The organism is Streptomyces sp. TSRI0281 (assembly GCF_001905125.1).
In the GTDB taxonomy this organism is placed as follows: domain Bacteria; phylum Actinomycetota; class Actinomycetes; order Streptomycetales; family Streptomycetaceae; genus Streptomyces.
This window is the reverse complement of record NZ_LWLE01000003.1, coordinates 341,986-365,097: the sequence shown is the minus strand read 5'-3', so window position 1 is coordinate 365,097 and position 23,112 is coordinate 341,986. Positions and strand designations below refer to the sequence as shown.

The window sequence follows — 23,112 nt, the reverse complement described above, 5'->3', positions numbered from 1 at the left end:
GTTGGAATGGCGCAGGGCGAGGTGCTCGAATTCGAGGACTATGTACGCACCCGGCAGGATGCTCTGCTGCGCAGCGCACGCCGTCTCGTCCCCGACCCTGTGGATGCGCAGGACCTGCTGCAGACCGCTCTGGTGCGTACGTTCGGCCGCTGGGACGGCATCGCCGACAAGTCCCTCGCCGACGCCTATCTCCGCCGCGTCATGATCAATACGCGTACCGAGTGGTGGCGGGCCCGCAAGCTTGAGGAGATCCCCACCGAGCAGCTGCCCGACGCGAGCGTCGAGGACGGCACCGAGCAGCGTGCCGACCGGGCGCTGCTGATGGACATCCTGGGCGTGCTGGCTCCCAAGCAGCGCAGCGTCGTCGTGCTGCGACACTGGGAACAGATGAGCACCGAGGAGACGGCTGCCGCGCTCGGTATGTCGGCCGGTACGGTGAAGAGCACGCTCCACCGGGCGCTGGCACGGCTGCGCCAGGAGCTGGAGAGCCGCGAGATCATGAGCCGCGAGGCGGTCGGCCGCGAGGCCGAGGGCCACCGGGCGACCGTGGCCCGTCCTTCCGGCCGCGCGGCGGTCGTCGGGGCGCGTGCACACACACCGGCGCAGCGGAACGGGCGCCACGACGAGCGGGGGCGGGAGCGGTGCGCGGCCTGACGGACAGCGGCGACGGCGGCGCGGGCGACAGCCCCGCGCACGACGGCGATCGTGGAGGTACCGCCCGGAGCACCAGGCTCCGGGCGGGCATGGCGGCGAGTGGTACGGCCTTGGCCGGACTCGCCGCCATCGTGGTGTTCTGCGTCGGCTGCTCCACGGGCGGCACCGGCACCCGCGACGAGGGCCCGGCGGGAACCCAGCCGGTCGCCCAGGTCACGACGCCTCCCGTGGCTACGCCCTCCGGTACGGCGAAGCCCGCCAGGCGGGTCGATGCCGTGGCACTGCTGCGGGGCGACGCGAAGGTGAGCGAGCGGGTCAAGGACGGCCTCAAGCCCTGCGCCGGGGACGCGTACCCGGTGGACACCTCCTACGGTTCGATGACCGACGGTCCCGTGACCGATGTCGTGATCAACGTGATGGCCTGCTCCGATTCGGTGGGCATCGGGACGTATGTGTACCGCCAGCGCGACGACGGCTCGTACCAGAACGTCTTCACCGCCGAGACTCCCGCGGTCTACGGCACCATCGACCGGGGTGATCTGGTGGTGACGACGCAGGTGTACGGGTCGAAGGACCCGCTCGCCTACCCCTCTGGCTCGGAGGTGGTCACCTACCGCTGGGCGAGCGATCGCTTCAACGAGCACGACCGGGTGCACAACGACTTCAACCGGGCCGTCGGCAGCACGGAGGGCACGCTCTCCGAGCCCGTGCCGGAACCGGCGAAGAGCTGAGCCCGCGACGGACGACGCGAAGCAGTCGACGCGAAGAAATCAGAGCAACCGAGAGCAGCTGAAAGCAGTCGCATGGCCGAGACCCATGTCCTCTTCGTCGAGGACGACGACGTCATCCGTGAGGCCACCCAGCTCGCGCTGGAGCGGGTCGGCTTCGCGGTCACCGCGATGCCCGACGGGCTCTCCGGCCTGGAGGCGTTCCGGGCCCACCGGCCCGACATCGCCCTGCTCGATGTGATGGTGCCGGGCCTCGACGGGGTGAGCCTGTGCCGCCGCATCCGGGACGAGTCGACGGTGCCCGTGATCATGCTGTCGGCTCGGGCCGACTCGATCGACGTGGTGCTCGGCCTGGAGGCCGGGGCGGACGACTACGTCACCAAGCCCTTCGACGGCGCCGTGCTCGTCGCCCGTATCCGGGCCGTGCTGCGCCGCTTCGGCCACGCGGCCGGGGCGGACGGCCGGGCGGTGGCCGGTACGGACCTGGACACGGGACCCGAGGGCGGGGTGCTGGCCTTCGGCGATCTGGAGATCGACACCGAGGGCATGGAGGTACGCAAAGGGGGCGAGCAGGTGGCGCTGACGCCGACCGAGATGCGGCTGCTGCTGGAGTTCTCGTCCGCACCCGGCACCGTGCTCTCCCGCGACAAGCTCCTGGAACGGGTCTGGGACTACGGCTGGGGCGGCGACACCCGGGTCGTGGACGTGCATGTGCAGCGGCTGCGCACCAAGATCGGGCAGGACCGCATCGAGACCGTCCGCGGCTTCGGCTACAAGCTCCGGGCATGAAGAAACTGGCCCTGCGGACCGGTGTCCGCTGGAAGATCAGCATCGCGATCGCGGCGGTCGGCGCGCTCATCGCGGTGGCGCTGAGCCTTGTCGTGCACAACGCAGCCCGGGTCTCGATGATCGAGAACGCCCGCGAGGTGCAGCTGGAGCGGCTGCTGGGTGCCCAGCGGTTCTACGAGGCGTCGAACATGAAGAGTTCGGCGCCCAAGTTCGGCGCCAAGCTCAACGACCCCACACTGCCGCCGAGCCTGCGCGACGAGGTCCGCAACAACCGGCGCGCCACGCATGTCGAGGAGTACGAGGACGGGGTGCCCGACGTCTGGGCGGCCGTGCCGCTGGCCAACGGTGACGTCCTCTCCCTGCACACCCGGTTCGCCGACCGCAGCGACACGATCATGAACGACCTCGACCGGGCGCTGATCATCGGCTCGGTCTCGGTGGTCTTCGGCGGCTGCGCCCTGGGCGTCCTGATCGGCGGCCAGCTGTCGCGCAGGCTGCGCAAGGCGGCGGCCGCGGCCGGCAAGGTCGCGCAGGGGCACACGGACGTACGGGTCAGGGAGGCCGTCGGCGGGGTCGTCCGCGACGAGACCGATGAGCTGGCGCGGGCCGTCGACGCGCTGACCGACGCGCTGAACGAGCGGATCGAGGCGGAGCGCCGGGTCACCGCGGACATCGCCCATGAGCTGCGTACCCCGGTGACCGGGCTGCTCACCGCCGCCGAGCTGCTGCCGCCGGGCCGCCCCACCGAGCTGGTGCGGGACCGGGCGCAGGCGATGCGGACGCTGGTGGAGGACGTACTCGAAGTGGCGCGGCTGGACAGTGCCTCGGAGCGGGCCGAACTGCAGCAGGTCCAGCTGGGTGAGTTCGTCAGCCGCCGGATCGCCCTGCTGGACCCGGACGTCACGGTGCGGGTGGTGCACGAGTCGTGGGTCTCCACCGATCCGCGGCGCCTGGAACGCATCCTCGGCAATCTGCTGGGCAACGCCGCCAAGCACGGGTCCACCCCGGTGGAGGTCACGGTCGAGGGCCGGGTGGTACGGGTCCGCGACCACGGGCCCGGTTTCCCGGAGGCGCTGCTGCGGGAGGGGCCGAGCCGGTTCCGTACGGGAAGCCCGGACCGGGCCGGGAACGGCCATGGGCTGGGGCTGACGATCGCGGCCGGGCAGGCGCGGGTGCTGGGGGCCCGGCTGACCTTCCGCAACGCGGCGCCGATGGGTGCGGTGGAGGGGACGGGCGGGGCGATAGCGGTGCTGTGGCTGCCGGAGCACGCGCCGACGAACACCGGGAGCTTCCCGATCCTTCAGCCGGCGGAGTGAGCGTGTAGGCGTGGACATGCATGGGTACGTGGACGGGCCCCGGAGACACGTGAGTCTCCGGGGCCCGTCCACGTACCGCTCGTTGTTCGTGATGTTCGCGCTGTTCGTGATGCTCAGACGGTCTGCGACTTCTTGGCGCCGGGCGACCCGGAAGCCGCGGCAGTGTCGGAAGCATCGGGAGCCGCGGAAGTATCCGGAGTATCGGAAACCGCAGCCGTCACGTCGTCCGTCGGCGGCTGACCGTCGGCGGTGACCGCCGGGCCCGCGCCCCGCAGCGGGACCTCCTTGACGAACAGGGACGCGACCAGGGCCAGCACCGCCACCGAGCCGCCCACCAGGAAGGCGATGTGGGTGCCCGAGGCCACCGCGAACTGGTACGCCTCGCTCAGCTCGTGCGGCAGCTTCGCCAGGCTTGCCGCGTCCAGCTGGGCGGACTTCTCCGTGGCGGCTCCGCCGCCGTGCGCCGCCATCTCGTCCTGCACCCGGCCGGTGAACAGCGCGCCCATGATCGCGACGCCGAAGGAGCTGCCGAGCGTACGGAAGAGGGTGGTCGCGGACGAGGCGACGCCCATGTCCTTCATCTCGACGCTGTTCTGCGCGACGAGCATGGTGATCTGCATCAGGAAGCCCATGCCCGCACCGAGCACCGCCATGTAGATACCGGAGGTGAGACGCGAGGTCCCGGTGTCCATCTGGGCGAGCAGGAAGAGGCCCGTCACCATCAGGGCACTGCCCGCGATGGGGAAGATCTTGTACCTGCCGGTGCTGGTGGTGACCCGTCCGGCGATCAGCGAGACGATCATCATCGCGAGCAGCATCGGCAGGAGCAGCAGTCCGGAGTTGGTCGCGGACGCGCCCTGCACCGACTGCTGGAACAGCGGCAGGAAGAGCACCGCGCCGAACATCACGAAGCCGGTCATGAAACCGATGACCGACATCAGGGTGAAGTTGCCGTTGCGGAATATATGCAGCGGAATGATCGGCTCCGGAGCCTTGCGCTCGACGAAGAGGAAGCCGACGAGGGCCGCCACGCCGAGCGCGATCAGCTCCATGATCACGGCCGAGCCCCAGGCGTACTCCGTGCCGCCCCAGGTCGTGACGAGGACGATCGCGGTGATGCCGACGGTGAGCAGTGCCGCGCCCAGGTAGTCGATGTTCGCCTTCGACCGTTCCTTCTTCGGCAGGTGCAGGACGACGGTGACCATGGCGAGGGCGACCGCGCCGAGCGGCAGGTTGATGTAGAAGCTCCAGCGCCAGCCGAGGTGGTCGGTGATGGCGCCGCCGACCAGCGGTCCGCCGATCATGGCTATGGCCATCACACCGGCCATCATCCCCTGGTACTTGCCACGCTCCCGGGGCGGTACGAGATCGCCGATGATCGCCATGACGCCGACCATCAGGCCGCCCGCACCGAGCCCCTGCACCGCACGGAAGCCGATCAGCTGGCTCATGTCCTGGGCCATGCCGCTCAGGACCGAACCGATCAGGAAGATCACGATGGCCGTGAGGAAGACGCCCTTGCGGCCGTACAGGTCGCCGAGCTTGCCCCAGATGGGGGTGGAGACGGCGGTGGTCAGGGTGTAGGCGGTGACCACCCAGGACAGGTGCTCCATGCCTCCGAGGTCACCGACGATCGTGGGCATGGCGGTGCCGACGATGAGGTTGTCGAGCATGGCGAGCAGCATCGCGATCATCAGGGCGAGTATCACCACCCGAACGCTGCGTGGCTCAGGTTCCTGTTTTCCGGCCGTCCGCCCCGCAGACGCCTTGCTCAGCTCCGCCATGGTCCCCACTCCCCTGTTTCCCCGGTACACCGAGCACTTACTTGCCGCCCGGCTAGTTGACTAGACTGGGAACGTAGACCCGCAACTAGCCGGGCGTCAAGTAAGTACTGGGAGAGCACGATGGGCATGGGCAGTGCGCCGCAACCGCGCCGGGGCAACACGCGCCAGCGCATTCAGGACGTCGCCCTGGAGCTCTTCGCCGAGCAGGGGTACGAGAAGACCTCACTGCGCGAGATCGCCGAACACCTGGACGTCACCAAGGCCGCGCTGTACTACCACTTCAAGACCAAGGAAGACATCCTCAACAGCATCTTCGAGGACCTCAACCGGCCCGTCGAAGAGCTGATCGTCTGGGGCGAGGCGCAGCCGCGCACGCTGGAGACGAAGACGGAGATCCTGACCCGCTACAGCGAGGCGCTGGCCGGCGCCGCCCCGCTCTTCCGCTTCATGCAGGAGAACCAGGCGACCGTACGCGACCTGAGCATCGGCCACACGATCAAGAGCCGGGTCCTGACCCTGGTGGGCCTGATCCGGGACAAGGACGCACCGCTCACCGATCAGGTGCGCTGCTTCAGCGCGCTGTTCACACTGCACGCCGGGATGTTCGGCATGAACGACGTCGACGGCGACCCCGAGGACAAGCGCAACGCTGTCCTCGAAGTCGCCGTCGAGCTGGTGACACGAGCCCATGACCCGGGGGCCGACCCCGGGGCCCCGGGAGCGTAGCCGGGTCTACCGGGTCGGGCCCGTCCCCGTCCGTCTACCGGGTCGGGCCCGTCCCGCCGGGCCTACCGGGTCGGGCCGGTCCCCGCCGGCTCTACCGGGTCAGGTCCACCTGGTCAGGCCGGTCTCCGTCAGACGGAGACGTGCACGGACCGCAGGAACGCGACCGGGTTCAGCGCGGAGCCGTAGTTCGGCGTGGTGCGGATCTCGAAGTGCAGGTGCGGACCGCTGGAGTTGCCCGTGTTGCCGGACAGGGCGATCTTCTGGCCGGTGTTCACGTGCTGGCCGATGTGCACGTTGATCTTCGACAGGTGCGCGTACTGCGAGTACTTGCCGTTGGAGTGCTTGATCACGACGGCGTTGCCGTACGCGGGGCCGTCGCCGCCGCCGTTCGGGCCCGCCTTGACGACGGTGCCGGAGTGGGCGGCCTCGACCTTGGTGCCGATCGGCACGGCGAAGTCCTGACCGGAGTGCTTGGCGGCCCAGCGGGCGCCACCGGTGCCGTAGCTGGCGCTCAGCGTGTAGTGGTCGACCGGGGCCTCCCAGGCTGCGGCCTTCTTCTTCGCCGACGCCTTCTTGGCGGCTGCCTTCTTCTTCGCGTCGGCAGCCTTCTGGGCCGCCGTCTGCTTGGCCTTCGCGGCCTTGTCGGCCGCGGCCTTCTTGGCGGTGGTGGCCGCCTTGCCCTGCGCCGCCGCCTGCTGGGCGACCGAGTCGGCCGTCACGCTGCCGACGAGGTGGGCGCTGGTGCCGGTGGCGCCCGTGGTGCCGGACGCGAACGCGGCGCCCGCACCGAGCACCATCGATGTGCCGAGGCCGACGGCCACGACGGCGCCACGGACACGGGACACGGACGGGCGGGTGGAGTGCTGGATCGTTGCGCGCTTCGACATACGGGGAAGTCCTCCGGAGGTGAGTGGACCCGGCGTGTTGTCCGGGCTTGCCCCACCTTGGTAACCCGCACCCCAACCCATGCTCAACCCCCCCATCTACGATCAAAAGCCGTAGACGAACCCTCGGGAATTCGCCGCGAAGGGTCACGTCGGGAGACCCCGGCAGCCTTCGGAATCCTTTTCGCGGAGCAGGTTTAACCCCTGCTCCGTGCGCCCCCAAACGGACATCACGCCGCGATACAGGCTTTTCATCCGAAACGTCCAACGCCCCTCCCCGCCCCGGGACCAAGGTCCCTCCGGCGATCACCGCCCGGTCTCCTAAGCCGCCTAGTACGCTCCGATCAGGCTGTGCGCCTTGTCACCGCCGGTGGGACCAAAGGCTGTCCGATTCGGGACCTTCGGCCTGCAACGGCATGACGCCGACGAGAGTCCGGAACCGCTCCCGGGGGACCCCATGACCGACGAGAACACCCACGCGCTGGACGGCATCGAGCTCGCCGACGCCGTCGAATCCATCCGCAACCAGCTCGTCGAGGCGGCGACCCGGGCCACGGACCACCCCGTCTCCTTCGCGGTCGGCGACATCCAGATGGAGTTCACCCTCGAACTCCGCAAGGAGGCCAAAGCGGGCGGCAAGGTGAAGGCGTGGGTGGTGGAGGCGGGCGCCGACGCGTCCCGCGCCACCGGACGTACGCACAAGGTCGCCTTCACGTTGACCCCCCGCAACGCCGTGACCGGCGAGGCGTGGGAGATCGGCCATGAGGACGAGGGCAGTACCGCGCACTTCGGGGGAGGGACGGCGCGACCGTGACGAAGGTGCGGCCCGCCGACCGTACGGTCGTGGTCTCCGGCGCCCTCCAGGGCAGCGGTGTCCTGCTGTCCGACCGGCTGATCCTGACCTGCGCCCATGTCGTCAAGAACGGCACCCACTGCTACGCGGCTCACCCCGATCTCCAGGGCCGGGCCCGCGCGACCGTCGCCTGGATCGACCACGCCCTGGACGCCGCGCTGCTCCGGACCACCGCTCCGATGCTGCCCGTGGACCCCGTACGGCTCGGCCTCCTCGACACCCAGCAGGCGATCCCCGGCTGCGAGATCACCGGATTCCCCCGCATCCAGCGGTACGGCACCGAGAAGCACGTGGAGGCCGACCAGTACACCGCGACGGTTCTGCCCCTGGCGGGGCGGATGCGCGACCTGCTGGTCTGCGAACTCGACCGGCCGCCGGCCCCCCGCCCGGACGGTGAGCCCTCCGTGCTGGCCGGTCTCTCCGGCGGGCCGGTCTTCGCCGGGGATGTCCTGCTCGGCATCGCCCGCCAGATCCCCGACGGGCGCGGCGGACGGCGCGTCGAGTGCGTCCCGCTCGGCGGCCTGCTCGGCGCGAAGCCCTTCCAGCTCGTCTGCCGCCAGTCCGGCATGGACCCGCGCCACGAACGCGTACACGGCCACTTCCCGGTGGACCTGCGGTACGGGGAGGAGTACGCGGACGCGATCGGCGCCGCGTACCGGCGTACGAAGATCTTCGGGCTGGACGAGCTGGGCCGGCACGACTCGGAATGGGACCTGGACACCGCCTACCTCAGCCTGGAGGCGCAGGCACCGGCGGGCCGGACGGCGAAGCACGCGCCCGCCCCGCCGCAGCGGATCGACGCCCTGCTCACCGACCGCCCCCGGGTCCTGCTGCGGGGCGAGGCGGGCGCCGGGAAGACCACCCTGCTGTGGTGGCTGGCCGCCCACGCCTCGGCCCGCACCCTGGACGGAGCGCTGGCCCCGCTGAACGGCCTGGTGCCCTTCGTGGTGCCGCTGCGCACCCTGCGGGCCCGTGGCGGTACGTTCCCGGGGCCCGCGCAGCTGGCCGACGCGGCCGGTCTGGTGGTCGACCGGGCCCCCGAGGGATGGGCCGGCCGGGTCCTGGAGTCGGGCCGGGCGCTCCTGCTGGTCGACGGACTGGACGAGGTGCCGCCGGAGGACCGGGAGCAGGCGCACAGCTGGCTGTCCCAGTTACTGCGCCGCTACCCGGACACGCGGTGCGTCACGACCGTCCGGCCGCTCGCCGTCGAGCCGGACTGGCTGTACTCGGAGGGATTCGAGGAGCTGCGGCTGCTGGCAATGCGGGACGAGGACATCCAGGCGTTCGTGGCCTCCTGGCACCGGGCGGCCCGGCTGACCGAGGAGGACGACCGGGAGCGGCTGGACGAGCTGGAGGGCGACCTGTCCCGGCAGTTCGACCGGAACCCCGGTCTGCGCGAACTGGCCCGCACCCCGCTGCTCTGCGCGGTGATCTGCGCCCTGCACCGCCGCCGCGAGGGATTCCTGCCCGAGACCCGCTGGAAGCTGTACCGCTCGTCCCTGGAGATGCTGCTCGGCCACCGGGACCGGCGCCGTCGCATCGAGGACCCCGAGGGCATCGAGATGGACGTCGAGGAGCACACCCAGCTCCTCCAGCGCCTCGCCGTCTGGCTGGTCCGCGAGGGCCAGTCGGAGTTCACCCGCGAACAGGCCCTGCGCCAGCTGGCCCGCGGCCTGACCGGAATGGAGCGGGTGAGCGGTCAGGGGCCGCCCGAGAAGATCCTCACCCATCTCCTCAACCGCAGCGGCCTCCTCCAGGAGCACAGCGACGACACCTACCAGTTCGTCCACCGCACCTTCCAGGACTTCCTCGCCGCGAAGGAGCTCATCGAGGACGACCACCTGAACGAGCTGCTGCGCCACGCGGACGAGGAAGCCTGGCAGGACGTGATCCTGCTGGCGGCGGGGCATTGCAGCCGCCACCAGCTCCCACTGCTGATCGATGGGCTGCTGAAAGCCGGGGAGAGGCACGCCGAGCGGTCCGAGGCACGCACCGGCATCCATGTCCTGGCCGCACTGTGCGAGCAGCACGCCACCTGGCTGGACAGCGCGGTACGGGAACGGGTCCGGCGCAGCACGGCGGCACTGTTCCCGCCGGCCGACCACAACCACCTCGACTCGCTGACCCGGCTCGGCGCCGCCGCCCTGCTATTCCTTCCCTCGCCGGAGAGCATGCCGTCGGATTCGGTCTCCACCGAATACGTAATCGACCTGATCGGCCGGGTCGGTGGCAGGGAGGCCATTCCCCATGCCCGCGCCTGGGCCCTCTCCCATCCCGATCACGGCGGTCTCTTCGCCCACAGATGGGCCAATTTCCCTGCGGCCGAGTACGCGTCCGAGGTACTGGCCCACTGTGATCTGACGAACGGACTCGTCAGCGTCGGCCGAGAACAGGTGAGTGCCCTGCGGCATCTGCCCGCCCTTCAGCACCTCCGTCTGCTCGGCGATGTCGAGGACACGGAGGTCGGCACCACATTGGCCCGGATGCGACTGAGAACACTCGTGCTCGACACCGCGCGCCTCACGTCCCTGCCCCCACTGAGCACCCAGGCCGAAACGCTGAGCCATCTGAGCATCCACGGATGCCTTGCGGTCGAGGACCTCGCCCCTCTCGCCGTACTGACCGCGCTGACCAACCTGACGATGGACGCGATGGGCCAACAGCTCAGCCTGCTGCCCGCGACCTCTCACATCCGCGGCCTGAAGCGCCTGAACGTCAACAACGCCGGTCCCGGCCGATTGAGCGAACTGCCCGCCCACTCGATGGTGCGTCACCTCAGCGTGGGCAGCAGCCATCCGCTGCCGATGGACGGTCTCGGAGCGTGGAAGTCACTCACCTCGCTGAGCGTCTACGCACCGGGCCCGCTGGACGACGTGCTGGCCGGGTTCCGGGAGAACTCCCGTATCACCAGGCTCCTGCTCACGGCGTTCCCGTGGGCCGGACCGTTCGCCTCCGCCGGAGCGGTCCCGTCGCTGAGGAGCCTGACGGTCCCGGCTCCGCAGAACGGCGAGGATGTGTCGCTTCTGCGTGGGCTCTTTCCCGAACTCGCTGTCCTCACCCTGAGGACAGCCGTGGACACACCGGAGCTGGACCTCACACCGCTGCTGGCGTGGCCCGGCCTCCGGGTGACGGTCCGCTCCGGCTTCCACCAGCCGCCACCGCTGCTCGGAAGCGACGAGCTGGGCGACCGGCTCACGGTCGAGACCTACTGAGCCACAGCCCGCCACCCCGACCCCCGAAAAAGGGGCTGCCCCGGACCGGTCGAAACCGGTCCGGGGCAGCCCCCGCACGCTCAGGCGCTACGCGCCCCTACGCTTCCTTCGTCATGTTCGGGCCGGCGCCGCCTGCCGCCTGCTCGATCGGCGGGACGTCGGGCAGTGCCGACTTCTCCTCGCCGCGGAACGAGAACTTCTTCTCCTCGCCCTCGCCCTCGGTGCCCACGACCACGATGTGACCGGCACGCAGCTCACCGAAGAGGATCTTCTCGGAGAGGATGTCCTCGATCTCGCGCTGGATCGTCCGGCGCAGCGGCCGGGCGCCCATCACGGGGTCGTAGCCCTTCTTCGCCAGCAGTGACTTGGCCTCGGCACTGAGCTCGATGCCCATGTCGCGGTCCCTGAGGCGCTCGTCCACCTTGGCGACCATGAGGTCGACGATCTGGATGATGTCTTCCTCGGTCAGCTGGTGGAAGACCACCGTGTCGTCGACACGGTTGAGGAACTCGGGCCGGAAGTGCTGCTTGAGCTCTTCGTTGACCTTGTTCTTCATGCGCTCGTAGTTCGTCTTGACGTCGCCCTGGGCGGCGAAGCCCAGGTTGAAGCCCTTCGAGATGTCCCGGGTCCCGAGGTTGGTCGTCATGATGATGACCGTGTTCTTGAAGTCCACGACCCGGCCCTGGGAGTCGGTCAGGCGACCGTCTTCCAGAATCTGGAGCAGGGAATTGAAGATATCGGGGTGGGCCTTCTCGACCTCGTCGAAGAGGACGACGGAGAACGGCTTGCGGCGCACCTTCTCGGTGAGCTGGCCGCCCTCTTCGTAACCCACGTAACCGGGGGGCGAACCGAAGAGGCGGGAAACCGTGTGCTTCTCGCTGAACTCCGACATGTCGAGGGAGATCAGCGCGTCCTCGTCGCCGAAGAGGAATTCGGCGAGCGTCTTGGAGAGCTCCGTCTTACCGACACCGGACGGACCGGCGAAGATGAACGAGCCACCGGGGCGCTTCGGGTCCTTCAGACCGGCTCGCGTACGGCGAATCGCCTGCGAGAGGGCCTTGATGGCGTCCTTCTGGCCGATGACGCGCTTGTGGAGCTCGTCCTCCATGCGCAGCAGACGGGAGGATTCCTCCTCCGTCAGCTTGAAGACCGGGATACCGGTGGCGGTGGCCAGGACTTCGGCGATCAGCTCGCCGTCGACCTCGGCGACGACGTCCATGTCGCCGGCCTTCCACTCCTTCTCCCGCTTGGCCTTCGCCGCCAGCAGCTGCTTCTCCTTGTCGCGGAGGGAAGCTGCCTTCTCGAAGTCCTGGGAGTCGATGGCCGACTCCTTGTCGCGGCGGACACCCGCGATCTTCTCGTCGAACTCGCGGAGGTCCGGCGGCGCGGTCATCCGGCGGATGCGCATCCGGGAACCGGCCTCGTCGATCAGGTCGATCGCCTTGTCCGGCAGGAAGCGGTCCGAGATGTACCTGTCCGCCAGCGTCGCGGCCTGCACCAGCGCCTCGTCCGTGATGGAGACCCGGTGATGGGCCTCGTAACGGTCGCGCAGACCCTTGAGGATCTCGATGGTGTGCGGCAGCGACGGCTCCGCGACCTGGATGGGCTGGAAGCGGCGCTCAAGAGCGGCGTCCTTCTCCAGGTGCTTGCGGTACTCGTCGAGCGTGGTGGCACCGATGGTCTGGAGCTCGCCTCGCGCCAGCATGGGCTTGAGGATGCTCGCCGCGTCGATCGCGCCCTCGGCGGCGCCCGCACCCACGAGGGTGTGGAGCTCGTCGATGAACAGGATGATGTCGCCGCGGGTGCGGATCTCCTTGAGGACCTTCTTCAGGCGCTCCTCGAAGTCACCGCGGTAGCGGGAGCCCGCGACCAGGGCACCGAGGTCCAGGGTGTAGAGGTGCTTGTCCTTGAGGGTCTCGGGCACCTCGCCCTTGACGATGGCCTGCGCCAGGCCCTCGACGACCGCCGTCTTGCCGACGCCGGGCTCGCCGATGAGGACCGGGTTGTTCTTGGTACGGCGGGACAGCACCTGCATGACCCGCTCGATCTCCTTCTCGCGCCCGATGACCGGGTCGAGCTTGGATTCACGAGCGGCCTGGGTGAGATTCCGGCCGAACTGGTCGAGCACCAGGGAGGTGGAGGGCGTGCCCTCCGCGGGGCCGCCTGCGGTGGCCGCCTCCTTGCCGCCCGAGTACCCGGAAAGCAGCTGGATGACCTGCTGCCGGACCCGGTTCAGGTCGGCGCCCAGCTTCACGAGGACCTGGGCGGCGACGCCCTCGCCCTCGCGGATCAGGCCGAGCAGGATGTGCTCGGTGCCGATGTAGTTGTGACCCAGCTGAAGGGCCTCGCGGAGCGAGAGCTCCAGGACCTTCTTGGCACGGGGAGTGAAGGGGATGTGGCCGGACGGGGCCTGCTGCCCCTGACCGATGATCTCCTCCACCTGCTGGCGGACCGCCTCGAGCGAAATCCCGAGGCTCTCCAGGGCCTTAGCGGCGACACCCTCACCCTCGTGGATAAGGCCCAGGAGAATGTGCTCGGTGCCGATGTAGTTGTGGTTGAGCATCCGGGCTTCTTCCTGAGCCAGGACGACAACCCGCCGCGCGCGGTCGGTGAACCTCTCGAACATCGTTAATCGCTCCTCAGAGCGGTCGGTCAGTGAGGGGTCGGTCCCCTCCCAGTCCTTCCGCATGCTAGTCCCGCAGGACGGGACAGCTCATTCCAACTGCCGACATCCGTCCGGATCACCCCCGCACCGGCGGGGAAACTTACTGCCGAACAGCTGACAACTGCTCCAACCCGATGGTGCGAGACGATGTTCCCGCAGGCCAGGCAGATACCCCTTTCGCCAGTACGCCGATGGCGAACGTGAGACGCCTCGGCCTGCGTGTCGCCCCTTCCCACTAGGAAAGTCTTACCCGCAATCACTGACAGTCCATGCGGCGCGCCCCGGTTCCCTCCGCTACGGGCGAACATCCCCGCGCTCCTGAATGCCTCCGCACGCCCCCAGGACGGGCACCCAGCGCGATCGATCCGGAACCCTGCGTAACCCCGGGGGTGGTTCGGCTGTTCATCGGACATGGTTTTCACCGTCCCGCCACCCCGCTCGTCCCCAGAAGCCCGCGCACGCACCGTGGAAGCCGGTGGTGGTGCTGTTGCCTCTGGTGCCGCTGGTGCCACCGAAGCCACCGTTACTGCTGGTGTCACCGCTACCGCTGATGCCGACGGTGCCGCCGGTATCACCGACGGTGCCGCTGACGCCCTCGCGCGGTGGTACGAGCGCGAACTCGGCTGGGCCACCGCGGGAAGGACTCCCCTACGACTGCTGACCGGGCAGCGCTTCGATGTGCTGGAACTGCCCGCCGACGCCGGTCTCGCGGTCCTGCGGCGTGCCGTGCGCACCGGCCCGGTGGCACTGACCGGAGCGCGGATGAGGCTGCTGGTGGCCGCGGGAAGCGCCGATGAACTGCCGGGGCTGCTCGACTGGCTGGAGTGGGGCGGCGTCGCCCTCGATCTGACCGCTCTCGGCACCGGTGGCCGCTTCACGGCCCCGGCACCGGCCGGAGCGCCGGAAAGCTCACCGGGGGCCGCGTTATGGCTGCGGCCCCCCGCACCGGGGCACGAGGTGGAGCCGACACTTCCGGCTCTCGCGGGCTTCGGGAGCAGCGGTGGGGGTGCCCCCGATCTCGTACGGCTGGTGGACGCGGCGGCGACGGAATGCCACCGGGTCCGGCTGTCGCGCGCCCGGATGGGACTGCTGACCGATGGGTCGGCAGCTCAGCCGTTGGCCTTCTCGTAAGCCTCACGGATCTCGGCGGGAACGCGGCCGCGGTCATTCACATTGTGGCCGTTCTCGCGCGCCCACTTACGGATCTCGGCGGTGTCCTTGTTACCACCGGCAACGGCGCGGCCCTTGCCACGGCCGGTAGCGGCACGGCCACCGGTACGACGGCCACCCTTGGTGTACGGCTCAAGAAGACCACGGAGCTTGTCCGCGTTCGACGTGGTGAGGTCGATCTCGTACGTCTTGCCATCAAGCGCGAACGTCACAGTCTCGTCCGCCTCGACACCGTCGAGGTCATCGACAAGAAGGACCTGAACCTTCTGTGCCACCGGATTTCCTTTCATCGAAAATGGAGTACGCGGAAAGGAAACCGCTTTTCCCCGGAAAACACAAACCCCCGGGAGAGGTTCAGGAGCTCAAGAACGCGGGAAACATGCGCGATTCGGACATAGGGTTCCGGCATCTTCTGTCGATCACAGGTGCAGAAGCATCCGGCTGTTGCCCAAGGTGTTCGGCTTCACTCGTTCGAGACCGAGGAACTCCGCGACACCTTCGTCATAGGAACGCAGCAGCTCACTGTAGACATCTGTGTCGACCGGTGTCTCTCCGATCTCGACGAAGCCGTGCTTCGCGAAGAAGTCGACTTCGAAGGTGAGACAGAAAACCCGCCGTACACCGAGCCAGCGTGCGGTCTGCAAGAGCTTGTCCAGCACGTGATGACCTACTCCGCCACCTCTGATGCTGTGATCGACGGCAAGGGTGCGCACTTCAGCGAGGTCTTCCCACATCACATGGAGTGCGCCGCAGCCGATGACCCGCGCGTCCTCGTCGCGTTCCGCGACCCAGAACTCCTGGATGTCCTCGTAAAGCGTGACCGTCGCTTTGTCGAGCAGGATCCCTTCGGTCACGTACCCGTCGAGGAGTCGGCGGACCGACGCCACATCGCTCGTCCTGGCACGCCGGACGGTGATCGCGGGCTTTTTTACCGACGGGTCGGTATCAAAATCGGTATGCGGCCCGGTATGCGACGGCTCTTCGGTATCCGGTGGCTCTTCGGTATGCGGCAGCTCTGAGGACATGCCCCGACGCTATCGCCCGCTCTCCGGCGCCGCGTCATCGGCCACAGGCACGTCCGCACCGGGCGACACGTCACCGGAGGGGCTTGTGGGCGGCGGATCGGTGAGGCCCGGGGAAACCATGCGGACCGCGTCCTGGAGGGCTTCGCGCTGCTCCGCGGACATCATGCCGAAGAACGCGACTAGAGCGGCCGCCGGGTTGTCACTGCGGGACCACGCTTCGTTCATGAGTGCGGCCGAGTACGCGGCCCTGGTGGAGACGGCCGTATATCGATATGCCCGGCCATCGACTTCCCGGCGCACCCAGCCCTTCTGATGGAGATTGTCCATTACCGTCATGACAGTCGTGTAGGCGATGGACCGTTCCTGCTGGAGGTCCTCAAGGACTTCCCGCACAGTGACCGGACGGTTCCATTGCCAGACGCGGGTCATCACGGCGTCTTCCAGCTCTCCCAATTGGCGAGGCACAGCGTCACCTTAGTGCCAGATGTCTTGAATGAGCTGGTATTTACACAGCGAAAGGGCGTACGGCTCCCATGAGCCGTACGCCCTTGACGGTGCACGGGGTGCCCCGCGCGCCCGCCGGACGGGTGCGCGGGGCCGCTGCCCAGCGGTCAGACACTCTCCGGACGAGCGGTCTGCTTCGCCGGCTCCACGCGGGCGAGCGTCGCATCCACGGCGGCGTCTTCCTTGGTCTTGTTAGGACCGCCCTGACTCTTGACGATCACCACGATCAGAGCGATGAAGAAGACGGCCATCACCACGGGGGGCACGAGCGCGGATACGTAGTCCATGCCGTCCAGAGTAGCGAGCCCCGATCAGCGGGACGCGGCGCCCTCCCGAGGAGGACGCCGCGTCCCGCCGGGAAAGTTCCCGGGATCGGCGATTGCGGGGACGGGCCTCAGCCCGCCGCGCGTTCGCCGGGCGGCGGCACGGGCCGGCGGCGGGGCGGGAACACCTCGGAGGGCTTGGGCATCGGCCGCTCCGCCGGGGTCTGCGGACGGCCGGGCGCGACCGGGGCCTTGGGGCGCTCGGGTTCCCGCTCCGCGGCGCGGCCGCCGGGCAGGGCGAGCAGCCGGCCTCGGGGCGCCGGGGCCGTCACCGCGACGGAGCGGCCGGCGAGCCGGGCCCGTACGGAACGTTCCGCGAGTACCTGGCAGCGTTCCAGGAGCGCTGCCGCGACCGGCCTGCCGCGCAGGGCCCGCAGGGCGGCCAGATCGTCCGGGCGGGGGTCGTAACCGGCGGCCACGGCGTCCTGGAGGAGCTCCAGATAGCCGGTGACGGAGCCGGGGAGAGCTTCGCGGTAGCGGGCGAGATCGGCGAGGAGGAACGCGCGCAGTCTCCCCGCCTCGCTGACCGCCTCGTCCACGGCACCCGCGAGCCGCAGGCAGTCCTGGACATCCTCGTCGGGCAGGGGCGTCGGGTGGAGGGCGATGGCGAGGGCACGTCGGAGCACCCGCAGCTCGTCCGCACCGAACGCCATGCCGCCTCGTGATCCGTAGGGCGTGGGCATGGCGCGACAATACGTGCTAAATGGACAAAATCCGTTTAACTGGCCGACGGCGGCGCGGCGCCCGCCGGGACTCCACCGGGGCTCCGCCGACGGTTCCGCGGAGGGCGGTGGTACGCCGTCGGCGGGCGTTGTCGCAGGTGAGCCGCCCGCGTCCGGCGCCCCGCCCGCCGACCGTCCCGGCAGTGCCTACATGCGTGCGACGTTGCGCTCGTACACGAGACGCAGCCCGATGAGCGTCAGCCACGGCTCGTGCTCGTCGATGACGGAGGACTCCCCCAACACCATCGGAGCAAGGCCACCGGTCGCGATCACCGTGACGTCCTCGGGGTCGCCCGCCAGCTCCTTCTTCATCCGCGCCACGACACCGTCGACCTGGCCCGCGAAGCCGAACACGATGCCGGACTGCATGGCCTCGACGGTGTTCTTGCCGATCACACTGCGCGGCTTGGCCAGCTCGATCTTGCGGAGCTGGGCGCCCTTCACCCCGAGCGCCTCGACCGAGATCTCGATACCGGGGGCGATGACTCCGCCCACGTACTCACCACGGGCGGACACCGCGTCGAACGTGGTGGCCGTGCCGAAGTCGACCACGATCGCCGGACCGCCGTAGAGATCGACGGCGGCGACCGAGTTGATGATGCGGTCCGCGCCGACCTCCTTCGGGTTGTCCACCAGGATCGGCACCCCGGTCTTGATGCCGGGCTCCACGAGCACCGCGGGGACGTCGCCGTAGTAGCGGCGGGTCACCTCCCGCAGCTCGTGCAGCACCGCCGGGACGGTGGCGCAGATCGCGATGCCCTCGATGCCGTCGCCCAGCTCCATGCCGAGCAGCGGATGCGTGCCCATCAGCCCCTGGAGCAGTACGGCGAGCTCGTCGGCGGTGCGGCGGGCGTCGGTGGAGATCCGCCAGTGCTCGACGATCTCCTCGCCGTCGAACAGGCCGAGGACGGTGTGGGTGTTGCCGACGTCGATGGTGAGCAGCATCAGGCGCGGGCCTCACCGGTGGCCGGGGCGGCGTCCCGGAAGTCCAGGCCGATGTCGAGGATCGGCGAGGAGTGGGTGAGCGCGCCGACGGCCAGGTAGTCGACGCCCGCCTCGGCGTAGGCGCGGGCCGAGTCGAGGGTGAGCCGGCCGGAGGACTCCAGCACCGCGCGGCCACCGACCAGGGCGACGGCCTCGGCGGTCTCGCCCGGTGTGAAGTTGTCCAGCAGGATCAGGTCGACGCCCGCGTCGAGCACCTCGCGGACCTGCTGCATCGTGTCGACCTCGACCTCGATCGGTACGTCGGGGAACTCCTCCCGCACCCGCTCGAACGCCTCGGCCACCCCGCCCGCCGCGATGACGTGGTTGTCCTTGACCAGGGCCGCGTCGGAGAGCGACATGCGGTGGTTGACCCCGCCGCCGCAGCGCACCGCGTACTTCTCCAGGGCGCGCAGGCCCGGCGTCGTCTTACGGGTGTCGCGGACCTCCGCCTTCGTCCCTTCGAGCACGTCGGCCCAGGCACGGGTGGCGGTCGCGATGCCGGAGAGGCGGCACAGCAGGTTGAGCGCGCTGCGCTCGCCGGTGAGCAGATCACGGGTGCGGGTGGTGACGGTCAGCAGCTTCTGGCCGGGGGCGACGCGGTCGCCGTCCTCGACATGGCGCTCGACCTCGAACTCGCTGGTGCAGACGATGGACAGGACGGCCTCGGCGACCCGCAGACCGGCGACCACACCCGCCTCACGGGCGGTGAAGTCACCGGTGGCGACGGCGTCCTCGTCCACGGTCGCCACGGTCGTGATGTCCACACCACCGTCGAGGTCCTCCTCGATCGCGACATGGGCGACGTCCTCGACCTGGACGGGGTCCAGACCCGCCTCGGCGAGGAGCTGGGCGAGCGCGGGGTCCAGACCGCACTCCAGGGCGTCGGGGTCGTAGCCGTCGCCACAGCCGCAGTCGTCGCCACAGCCTCCCGCGGACGGTGCGGGCGCGCCGATCTGGATCAGCGGTACGTCCACGGGCGTGGGGCGCGGATTCTCTTCGGGCGTGCTCACGGTTACGGCTCCTCGGGGGGCGTCTGCGGGTGGTACGGGGCGGTGCGGTCGGGCCGCGGGTGGTGCGGGGTTCGCTCAGCGGCCCGGGTCCCGGTCCCGGCCGGTCGCGGGCCTGCTGAGCAGTCTGCTCAATTCGCGGGACGTACGGGCGGGAACGCGGCGGTCTCCGTCAGGTGCAGCACCGGCTTCCGGTCCGGCGCGATCCGGACCACGAGGTGGCGGCGCCAGTGCTCGTCGTCGCGGTCGGGCCGGTCCTCGCGCCAGTGGCAGCCGCGGGTCTCCTCGCGGGCGCGGGCGGCGGCGACCAGGACCCGGGAGACGAGGAGCAGGTTGGTGACCTCCCACGCCTCGACCCCGGGCACGGTGGCCTTGGCCTCGGACGTACCGGCGCTCCCCGCGTCGGCGACCGCGTCACGGTGCAGGGCCTCCAGCTCGTCGGCCGCGGCGGCGAGACTGTCGGCGGAGCGCAGGACCCCGGCGCCCCGGGTCATGATCCGCTGGATCGCGGTACGGGACTCGGGGGCGAGCAGCGGCGCGGGCGTGCCGTCGCCCCCGTGCACCGCCTCCGTACGCCGCGGGCGGTCCTCGGCGATGTCCGCGGCGATGCTCTCGGCGAAGACCAGCCCCTCCAGGAGGGAGTTGGACGCCAGCCGGTTGGCGCCGTGCACCCCGGTGCAGGCGACCTCCCCGCAGGCGTACAGACCGGGCACGGTCGTACGTCCCCGCAGGTCGGTGCGGATGCCGCCGGAGGCGTAGTGCGCGGCGGGCGCCACCGGGATCGGCTCGGTGATCGGGTCGATGCCGTGGGCGCGGCAGGCCGCCAGGATGGTGGGGAAGCGCTGCTCCCACATCTCGGCGCCGAAGTGCCGGGCGTCCAGATACATGTGCCCGGTGCCGTGCAGGAGCATCTGCCGGGTGATGGCCTTGGCGACGATGTCGCGCGGGGCCAGCTCCGCCAGCTCGTGCTGCCCGAGCATGAAGCGCGTACCGGACGCGTCCACGAGATGGGCGCCCTCGCCCCGTACCGCTTCCGACACGAGCGGCTGCTGGCCCTCGGCGTCGGCGCCGAGGAAGAGGACGGTCGGGTGGAACTGGACGAATTCGAGGTCGGAGACCTCCGCACCGGCCCGCAGCGCGAGCGCCACCCCGTCGCCGGTGGAGACCGGCGGGTTGGTGGTGGCGGAGAAGACCTGGCCCATGCCGCCGGTGGCGAGGACGACCGCGGGGGCGCGGACGGCGCCGACACCGTCGTGCTGGCCCTCGCCCATGACGTGCAGGGTGACGCCCGCCGTACGGCCTTCGGCGTCGGTGAGCAGGTCCAGGACCAGGGCGTTCTCGACGGTGTGCAGGGCGGCCGAGCGGACCGCCTCGACCAGCGCGCGGGAGATCTCGGCGCCCGTCGCGTCGCCGCCCGCGTGCGCGATGCGGCGGCGGTGGTGGCCGCCCTCACGGGTCAGCGCGATGTCGCCGTCGTCGGTGGTGTCGAAGTGGGCGCCGGTCTCGATCAGCCTGCGTACGGCGTCGGGGCCCTCGGTGACCAGGGTCCGTACCGCCGCCTCGTCGCACAGGCCGACGCCCGCGACGAGGGTGTCGTCGAGATGCTGCTCGGGGGTGTCGCCCTCGCCCAGGGCCGCGGCGATGCCGCCCTGGGCCCAGCGCGTGGAGCCGTCGTCCAGCCGGGCCTTGGTGACGACGACGGTGGCGAGGCCCGCGGCCGCGCAGCGCAGGGCGGTGGTGAGACCGGCCACGCCGGAGCCGACCACGACGACATCCGCGTCGATGGCCCAGCCGGGGGCGGGGGCGGTCAGCCGTATTCCGGTCACGTGAGGGCTCCGAAGGTCAGGGGGATGTTGTCGATCAGACGGGTGGCACCGACCCGCGCCGCGATGGCGAGGATCGCCTCCCCGCTCTCGCGGTCGTCGGGGATCTCGGTGAAGTCCGCCGGGTCCACGAGGGCCAGATAGTCCAGGACGAGCGGCTGCCGTTCCCGGGCGGCGTCCAGGAGGACGAGCTGCGCGGCTGCCCGTACGGCGGCGGGTCCGCCGCTCGGCCGGGCCAGCGCCACCGCCTGGGCGTCGGCCGCCGCGCGGGACTCGCCGAGCGCGGTGAGCCCGGCGGCCCGGCCCGTGCTCGACGCGGTCGCCTGCGCGCGCTCGTGCAGCGCCTGCTGGGCGGCCAGTCTGTCCCGGGCCGCGAACAGCGCGCGGGGCAGGGCGAGGGCGGTGTGCCGTTCCTCGGCGGAGAGGAAGCGGTTACGGCTGGAGAGCGCCAGACCGTCCGGGTCGCGCACCGTGGGTACGCCGGTGATCTCGACGCCGAAATTCAGGTCGCGCACCATGCGGCGGATCAGCGCCAGCTGCTGGGCGTCCTTCTGCCCGTAGAACGCCGCATCGGGGCGGGTGAGGTGGAGGAGCTTGGCGACGACGGTGAGCATGCCGTCGAAGTGACCGGGGCGGGAGGCGCCTTCGAGGCGCTCGCCCATGGGGCCCGCGGTGATCCGGACCCGGGGTTCGCCGCCGGGATACACCTCGTCGACGGAGGGCGCGAAGACCGTGTCGGCCCCCGCATCCGAGGCGACCGCCACATCGGCGTCGAGGGTGCGCGGGTAGCGGTCCAGGTCGGCGGCCTCACCGAACTGGAGCGGGTTCACGAAGACCGTGACCACGACCTGGCCGGCCGGACCGGCGGCGGCGCGCGCGGCCCGGATCAGGGTGGCGTGGCCGTCGTGGAGGGCGCCCATCGTCATGACGACGGCACGCACCGCACCGGCCGGGCGGTGCAGGGCGTCCAGCTCGGCGGCGGTACGCAGGACGTTCATCGGGCCTCCCCCGGTCCGCTCTCGCCGTCGGCCAGGACGACGAGCAGGTCCTCGGCCAGCTCCGGCTTGAGCAGACCGTGGGCGAGCGCCCGGTCGGCCGTGGCGCGGGCCATCGCGAGATAGCCGGCCACCGTCTGCGGGGCGTGCTTGCGCAGCTCGCCGACATGGGCGGCGACCGTGCCCGCGTCGCCACGGGCCACGGGTCCGGTCAGCGCCGCGTCGCCGGAGCGCAGGGCGTTGTCCAGCGCCGCGCCGAGGAGCGGGCCGAGCATCCGGTCGGGCGCCGTGACCCCGGCCTTGGCCAGCAGCTCCATGGCCTCCGCGACCAGGGTGACCAGGTGGTTCGCCCCGAGGGCGAGGGCCGCGTGATAGAGCGGGCGGGCCTCCTCGGCGATCCACTCCGGCTCGCCGCCCATCTCGATGACCAGGGCCTCGGCCGCCAGTCTCAGCTCCTCGGGGGCGGTGACCCCGAAGGAGCAGCCGGCCAGCCGCTGGACGTCGACGGAGCTGCCGGTGAACGTCATCGCCGGGTGCAGGGCGAGCGGCAGCGCACCGGCCCGCCGGGCGGGGTCCAGGACCTTGGCCCCGTACCGCCCCGATGTGTGGACGATCAGCTGTCCCGGCCGTACGGCGCCGGTCTCGGCAAGGCCCTCGACCAAGCCGGGCAGGGCGTCGTCGGGGACGGTCAGCAGCACCAGCTCGGCGCGCGCGAGGACCTCGGCGGGCGGCACCAGCGGTACGTCGGGGAGCAGTGCGGCCGCACGGCGCACGGACGCGTCGGAGACGCCCGACACGGCCACCGGGCGGTGCCCGGCGAGCTGGAGCGCGGCGGCGAGGGCGGGACCGACCCGGCCCGCGCCGACGACCCCGACGGTGAGGCGGGCGGGGCGGTCCCTCGCGTCGAGGGGTTCCTTCGAAGCTGTCGTATTCACGCGGCGATGGCCT

General features: G+C 70.4%; 21 protein-coding genes. 8 read left to right on the top strand and 13 right to left on the bottom strand.

What is annotated here, in order from left to right; translation table 11 throughout:
- Positions 1-6 precede the first annotated feature (6 nt).
- The 4 genes from A6A29_RS09930 to cseC all read left to right on the top strand — a co-directional run bounded on the left by A6A29_RS09930 (position 7) and on the right by cseC (position 3,487).
- The gene (locus tag A6A29_RS09930; RefSeq protein WP_073719625.1) at positions 7-654 is read left to right on the top strand and encodes a SigE family RNA polymerase sigma factor; all 648 of its coding nucleotides are present in this window, start codon (positions 7-9) and stop codon (positions 652-654) included.
- On the top strand, positions 642-1,385 hold the full coding sequence (locus A6A29_RS09925) for a hypothetical protein (protein WP_073719624.1): 744 nt from the start codon (positions 642-644) through the stop codon (positions 1,383-1,385). Before A6A29_RS09930 ends, A6A29_RS09925 begins: the two co-directional genes overlap by 13 nt.
- 72 nt (positions 1,386-1,457) lie before the next feature.
- Entirely contained in the window at positions 1,458-2,171 is a 714-nt protein-coding gene (gene cseB / locus A6A29_RS09920; protein ID WP_073719623.1) for a two-component system response regulator CseB, read from the top strand.
- Entirely contained in the window at positions 2,168-3,487 is a 1,320-nt protein-coding gene (gene cseC, locus A6A29_RS09915) for a two-component system sensor histidine kinase CseC (RefSeq protein ID WP_073719622.1), read from the top strand. The genes cseB and cseC overlap by 4 nt, the downstream gene beginning before the upstream one ends.
- A 113-nt stretch (positions 3,488-3,600) precedes the next feature.
- Here cseC and A6A29_RS09910 read toward each other — a convergent pair whose 3' ends face one another.
- Entirely contained in the window at positions 3,601-5,271 is a 1,671-nt protein-coding gene (locus A6A29_RS09910) for an MDR family MFS transporter (RefSeq protein ID WP_079182675.1), read from the bottom strand.
- A 126-nt stretch (positions 5,272-5,397) separates the two neighbouring features.
- On the opposite strand from A6A29_RS09910, the gene A6A29_RS09905 reads away from it, so the two are divergent.
- Positions 5,398-5,997: a TetR/AcrR family transcriptional regulator gene (locus A6A29_RS09905; RefSeq protein WP_073719674.1), complete on the top strand. Its 600-nt coding sequence runs from the start codon at positions 5,398-5,400 to the stop codon at positions 5,995-5,997.
- Positions 5,998-6,125: 128 nt separating this feature from the next.
- Here the strand turns inward: A6A29_RS09905 and A6A29_RS09900 are convergent, their stop codons facing one another.
- On the bottom strand, positions 6,126-6,884 hold the full coding sequence (locus A6A29_RS09900) for a M23 family metallopeptidase (protein ID WP_073719621.1): 759 nt from the start codon (positions 6,882-6,884) through the stop codon (positions 6,126-6,128).
- A gap of 454 nt (positions 6,885-7,338) precedes the next feature.
- Between A6A29_RS09900 and A6A29_RS09895 the strand changes: the two genes are divergently transcribed.
- The gene (locus tag A6A29_RS09895; protein ID WP_073719620.1) at positions 7,339-7,695 is read left to right on the top strand and encodes a trypco2 family protein; all 357 of its coding nucleotides are present in this window, start codon (positions 7,339-7,341) and stop codon (positions 7,693-7,695) included.
- On the top strand, positions 7,692-10,946 hold the full coding sequence (locus A6A29_RS09890) for a serine protease (RefSeq protein WP_073719619.1): 3,255 nt from the start codon (positions 7,692-7,694) through the stop codon (positions 10,944-10,946). The genes A6A29_RS09895 and A6A29_RS09890 overlap by 4 nt, the downstream gene beginning before the upstream one ends.
- A 97-nt stretch (positions 10,947-11,043) precedes the next feature.
- Here the strand turns inward: A6A29_RS09890 and A6A29_RS09885 are convergent, their stop codons facing one another.
- Positions 11,044-13,572 (bottom strand): ATP-dependent Clp protease ATP-binding subunit, encoded by a 2,529-nt coding sequence (locus tag A6A29_RS09885; protein WP_073719618.1) that lies wholly within the window; start codon positions 13,570-13,572, stop codon positions 11,044-11,046.
- 450 nt (positions 13,573-14,022) lie between these two features.
- Between A6A29_RS09885 and A6A29_RS09875 the strand changes: the two genes are divergently transcribed.
- Positions 14,023-14,742, top strand: a complete 720-nt coding sequence (locus tag A6A29_RS09875; RefSeq protein WP_241838403.1) for an SCO3374 family protein — start codon at positions 14,023-14,025, stop codon at positions 14,740-14,742.
- Here the strand turns inward: A6A29_RS09875 and A6A29_RS09870 are convergent.
- From A6A29_RS09870 to A6A29_RS09825, 10 genes are all read right to left on the bottom strand, one after another.
- Positions 14,721-15,056, bottom strand: coding sequence for a histone-like nucleoid-structuring protein Lsr2 (locus A6A29_RS09870; protein WP_073719617.1), 336 nt, complete (start codon positions 15,054-15,056; stop codon positions 14,721-14,723). The genes A6A29_RS09875 and A6A29_RS09870 overlap by 22 nt on opposite strands.
- A gap of 144 nt (positions 15,057-15,200) precedes the next feature.
- Positions 15,201-15,806, bottom strand: a complete 606-nt coding sequence (locus A6A29_RS09865; protein ID WP_241838402.1) for an amino-acid N-acetyltransferase — start codon at positions 15,804-15,806, stop codon at positions 15,201-15,203.
- A 9-nt stretch (positions 15,807-15,815) separates the two neighbouring features.
- Positions 15,816-16,271, bottom strand: coding sequence for a BlaI/MecI/CopY family transcriptional regulator (locus A6A29_RS09860; RefSeq protein ID WP_073719616.1), 456 nt, complete (start codon positions 16,269-16,271; stop codon positions 15,816-15,818).
- A 146-nt stretch (positions 16,272-16,417) separates the two neighbouring features.
- On the bottom strand, positions 16,418-16,597 hold the full coding sequence (locus tag A6A29_RS09855) for a hypothetical protein (protein ID WP_073719615.1): 180 nt from the start codon (positions 16,595-16,597) through the stop codon (positions 16,418-16,420).
- 107 nt (positions 16,598-16,704) lie between these two features.
- Positions 16,705-17,286: a hypothetical protein gene (locus A6A29_RS09850; protein ID WP_073719614.1), complete on the bottom strand. Its 582-nt coding sequence runs from the start codon at positions 17,284-17,286 to the stop codon at positions 16,705-16,707.
- 216 nt (positions 17,287-17,502) lie between these two features.
- Positions 17,503-18,300, bottom strand: a complete 798-nt coding sequence (locus A6A29_RS09845; protein ID WP_073719613.1) for a type III pantothenate kinase — start codon at positions 18,298-18,300, stop codon at positions 17,503-17,505.
- A complete protein-coding gene (gene nadC / locus A6A29_RS09840) occupies positions 18,300-19,349 on the bottom strand; it encodes a carboxylating nicotinate-nucleotide diphosphorylase (protein ID WP_073719612.1) in 1,050 nt (349 codons plus the stop codon). Before nadC ends, A6A29_RS09845 begins: the two co-directional genes overlap by 1 nt.
- A 128-nt stretch (positions 19,350-19,477) precedes the next feature.
- Positions 19,478-21,172: an L-aspartate oxidase gene (locus tag A6A29_RS09835; RefSeq protein ID WP_073719611.1), complete on the bottom strand. Its 1,695-nt coding sequence runs from the start codon at positions 21,170-21,172 to the stop codon at positions 19,478-19,480.
- Entirely contained in the window at positions 21,169-22,167 is a 999-nt protein-coding gene (gene panC, locus A6A29_RS09830; protein ID WP_073719610.1) for a pantoate--beta-alanine ligase, read from the bottom strand. The genes A6A29_RS09835 and panC overlap by 4 nt, the downstream gene beginning before the upstream one ends.
- Positions 22,164-23,099: a Rossmann-like and DUF2520 domain-containing protein gene (locus tag A6A29_RS09825; protein WP_073719609.1), complete on the bottom strand. Its 936-nt coding sequence runs from the start codon at positions 23,097-23,099 to the stop codon at positions 22,164-22,166. The genes panC and A6A29_RS09825 overlap by 4 nt, the downstream gene beginning before the upstream one ends.
- Positions 23,100-23,112 lie beyond the last annotated feature (13 nt).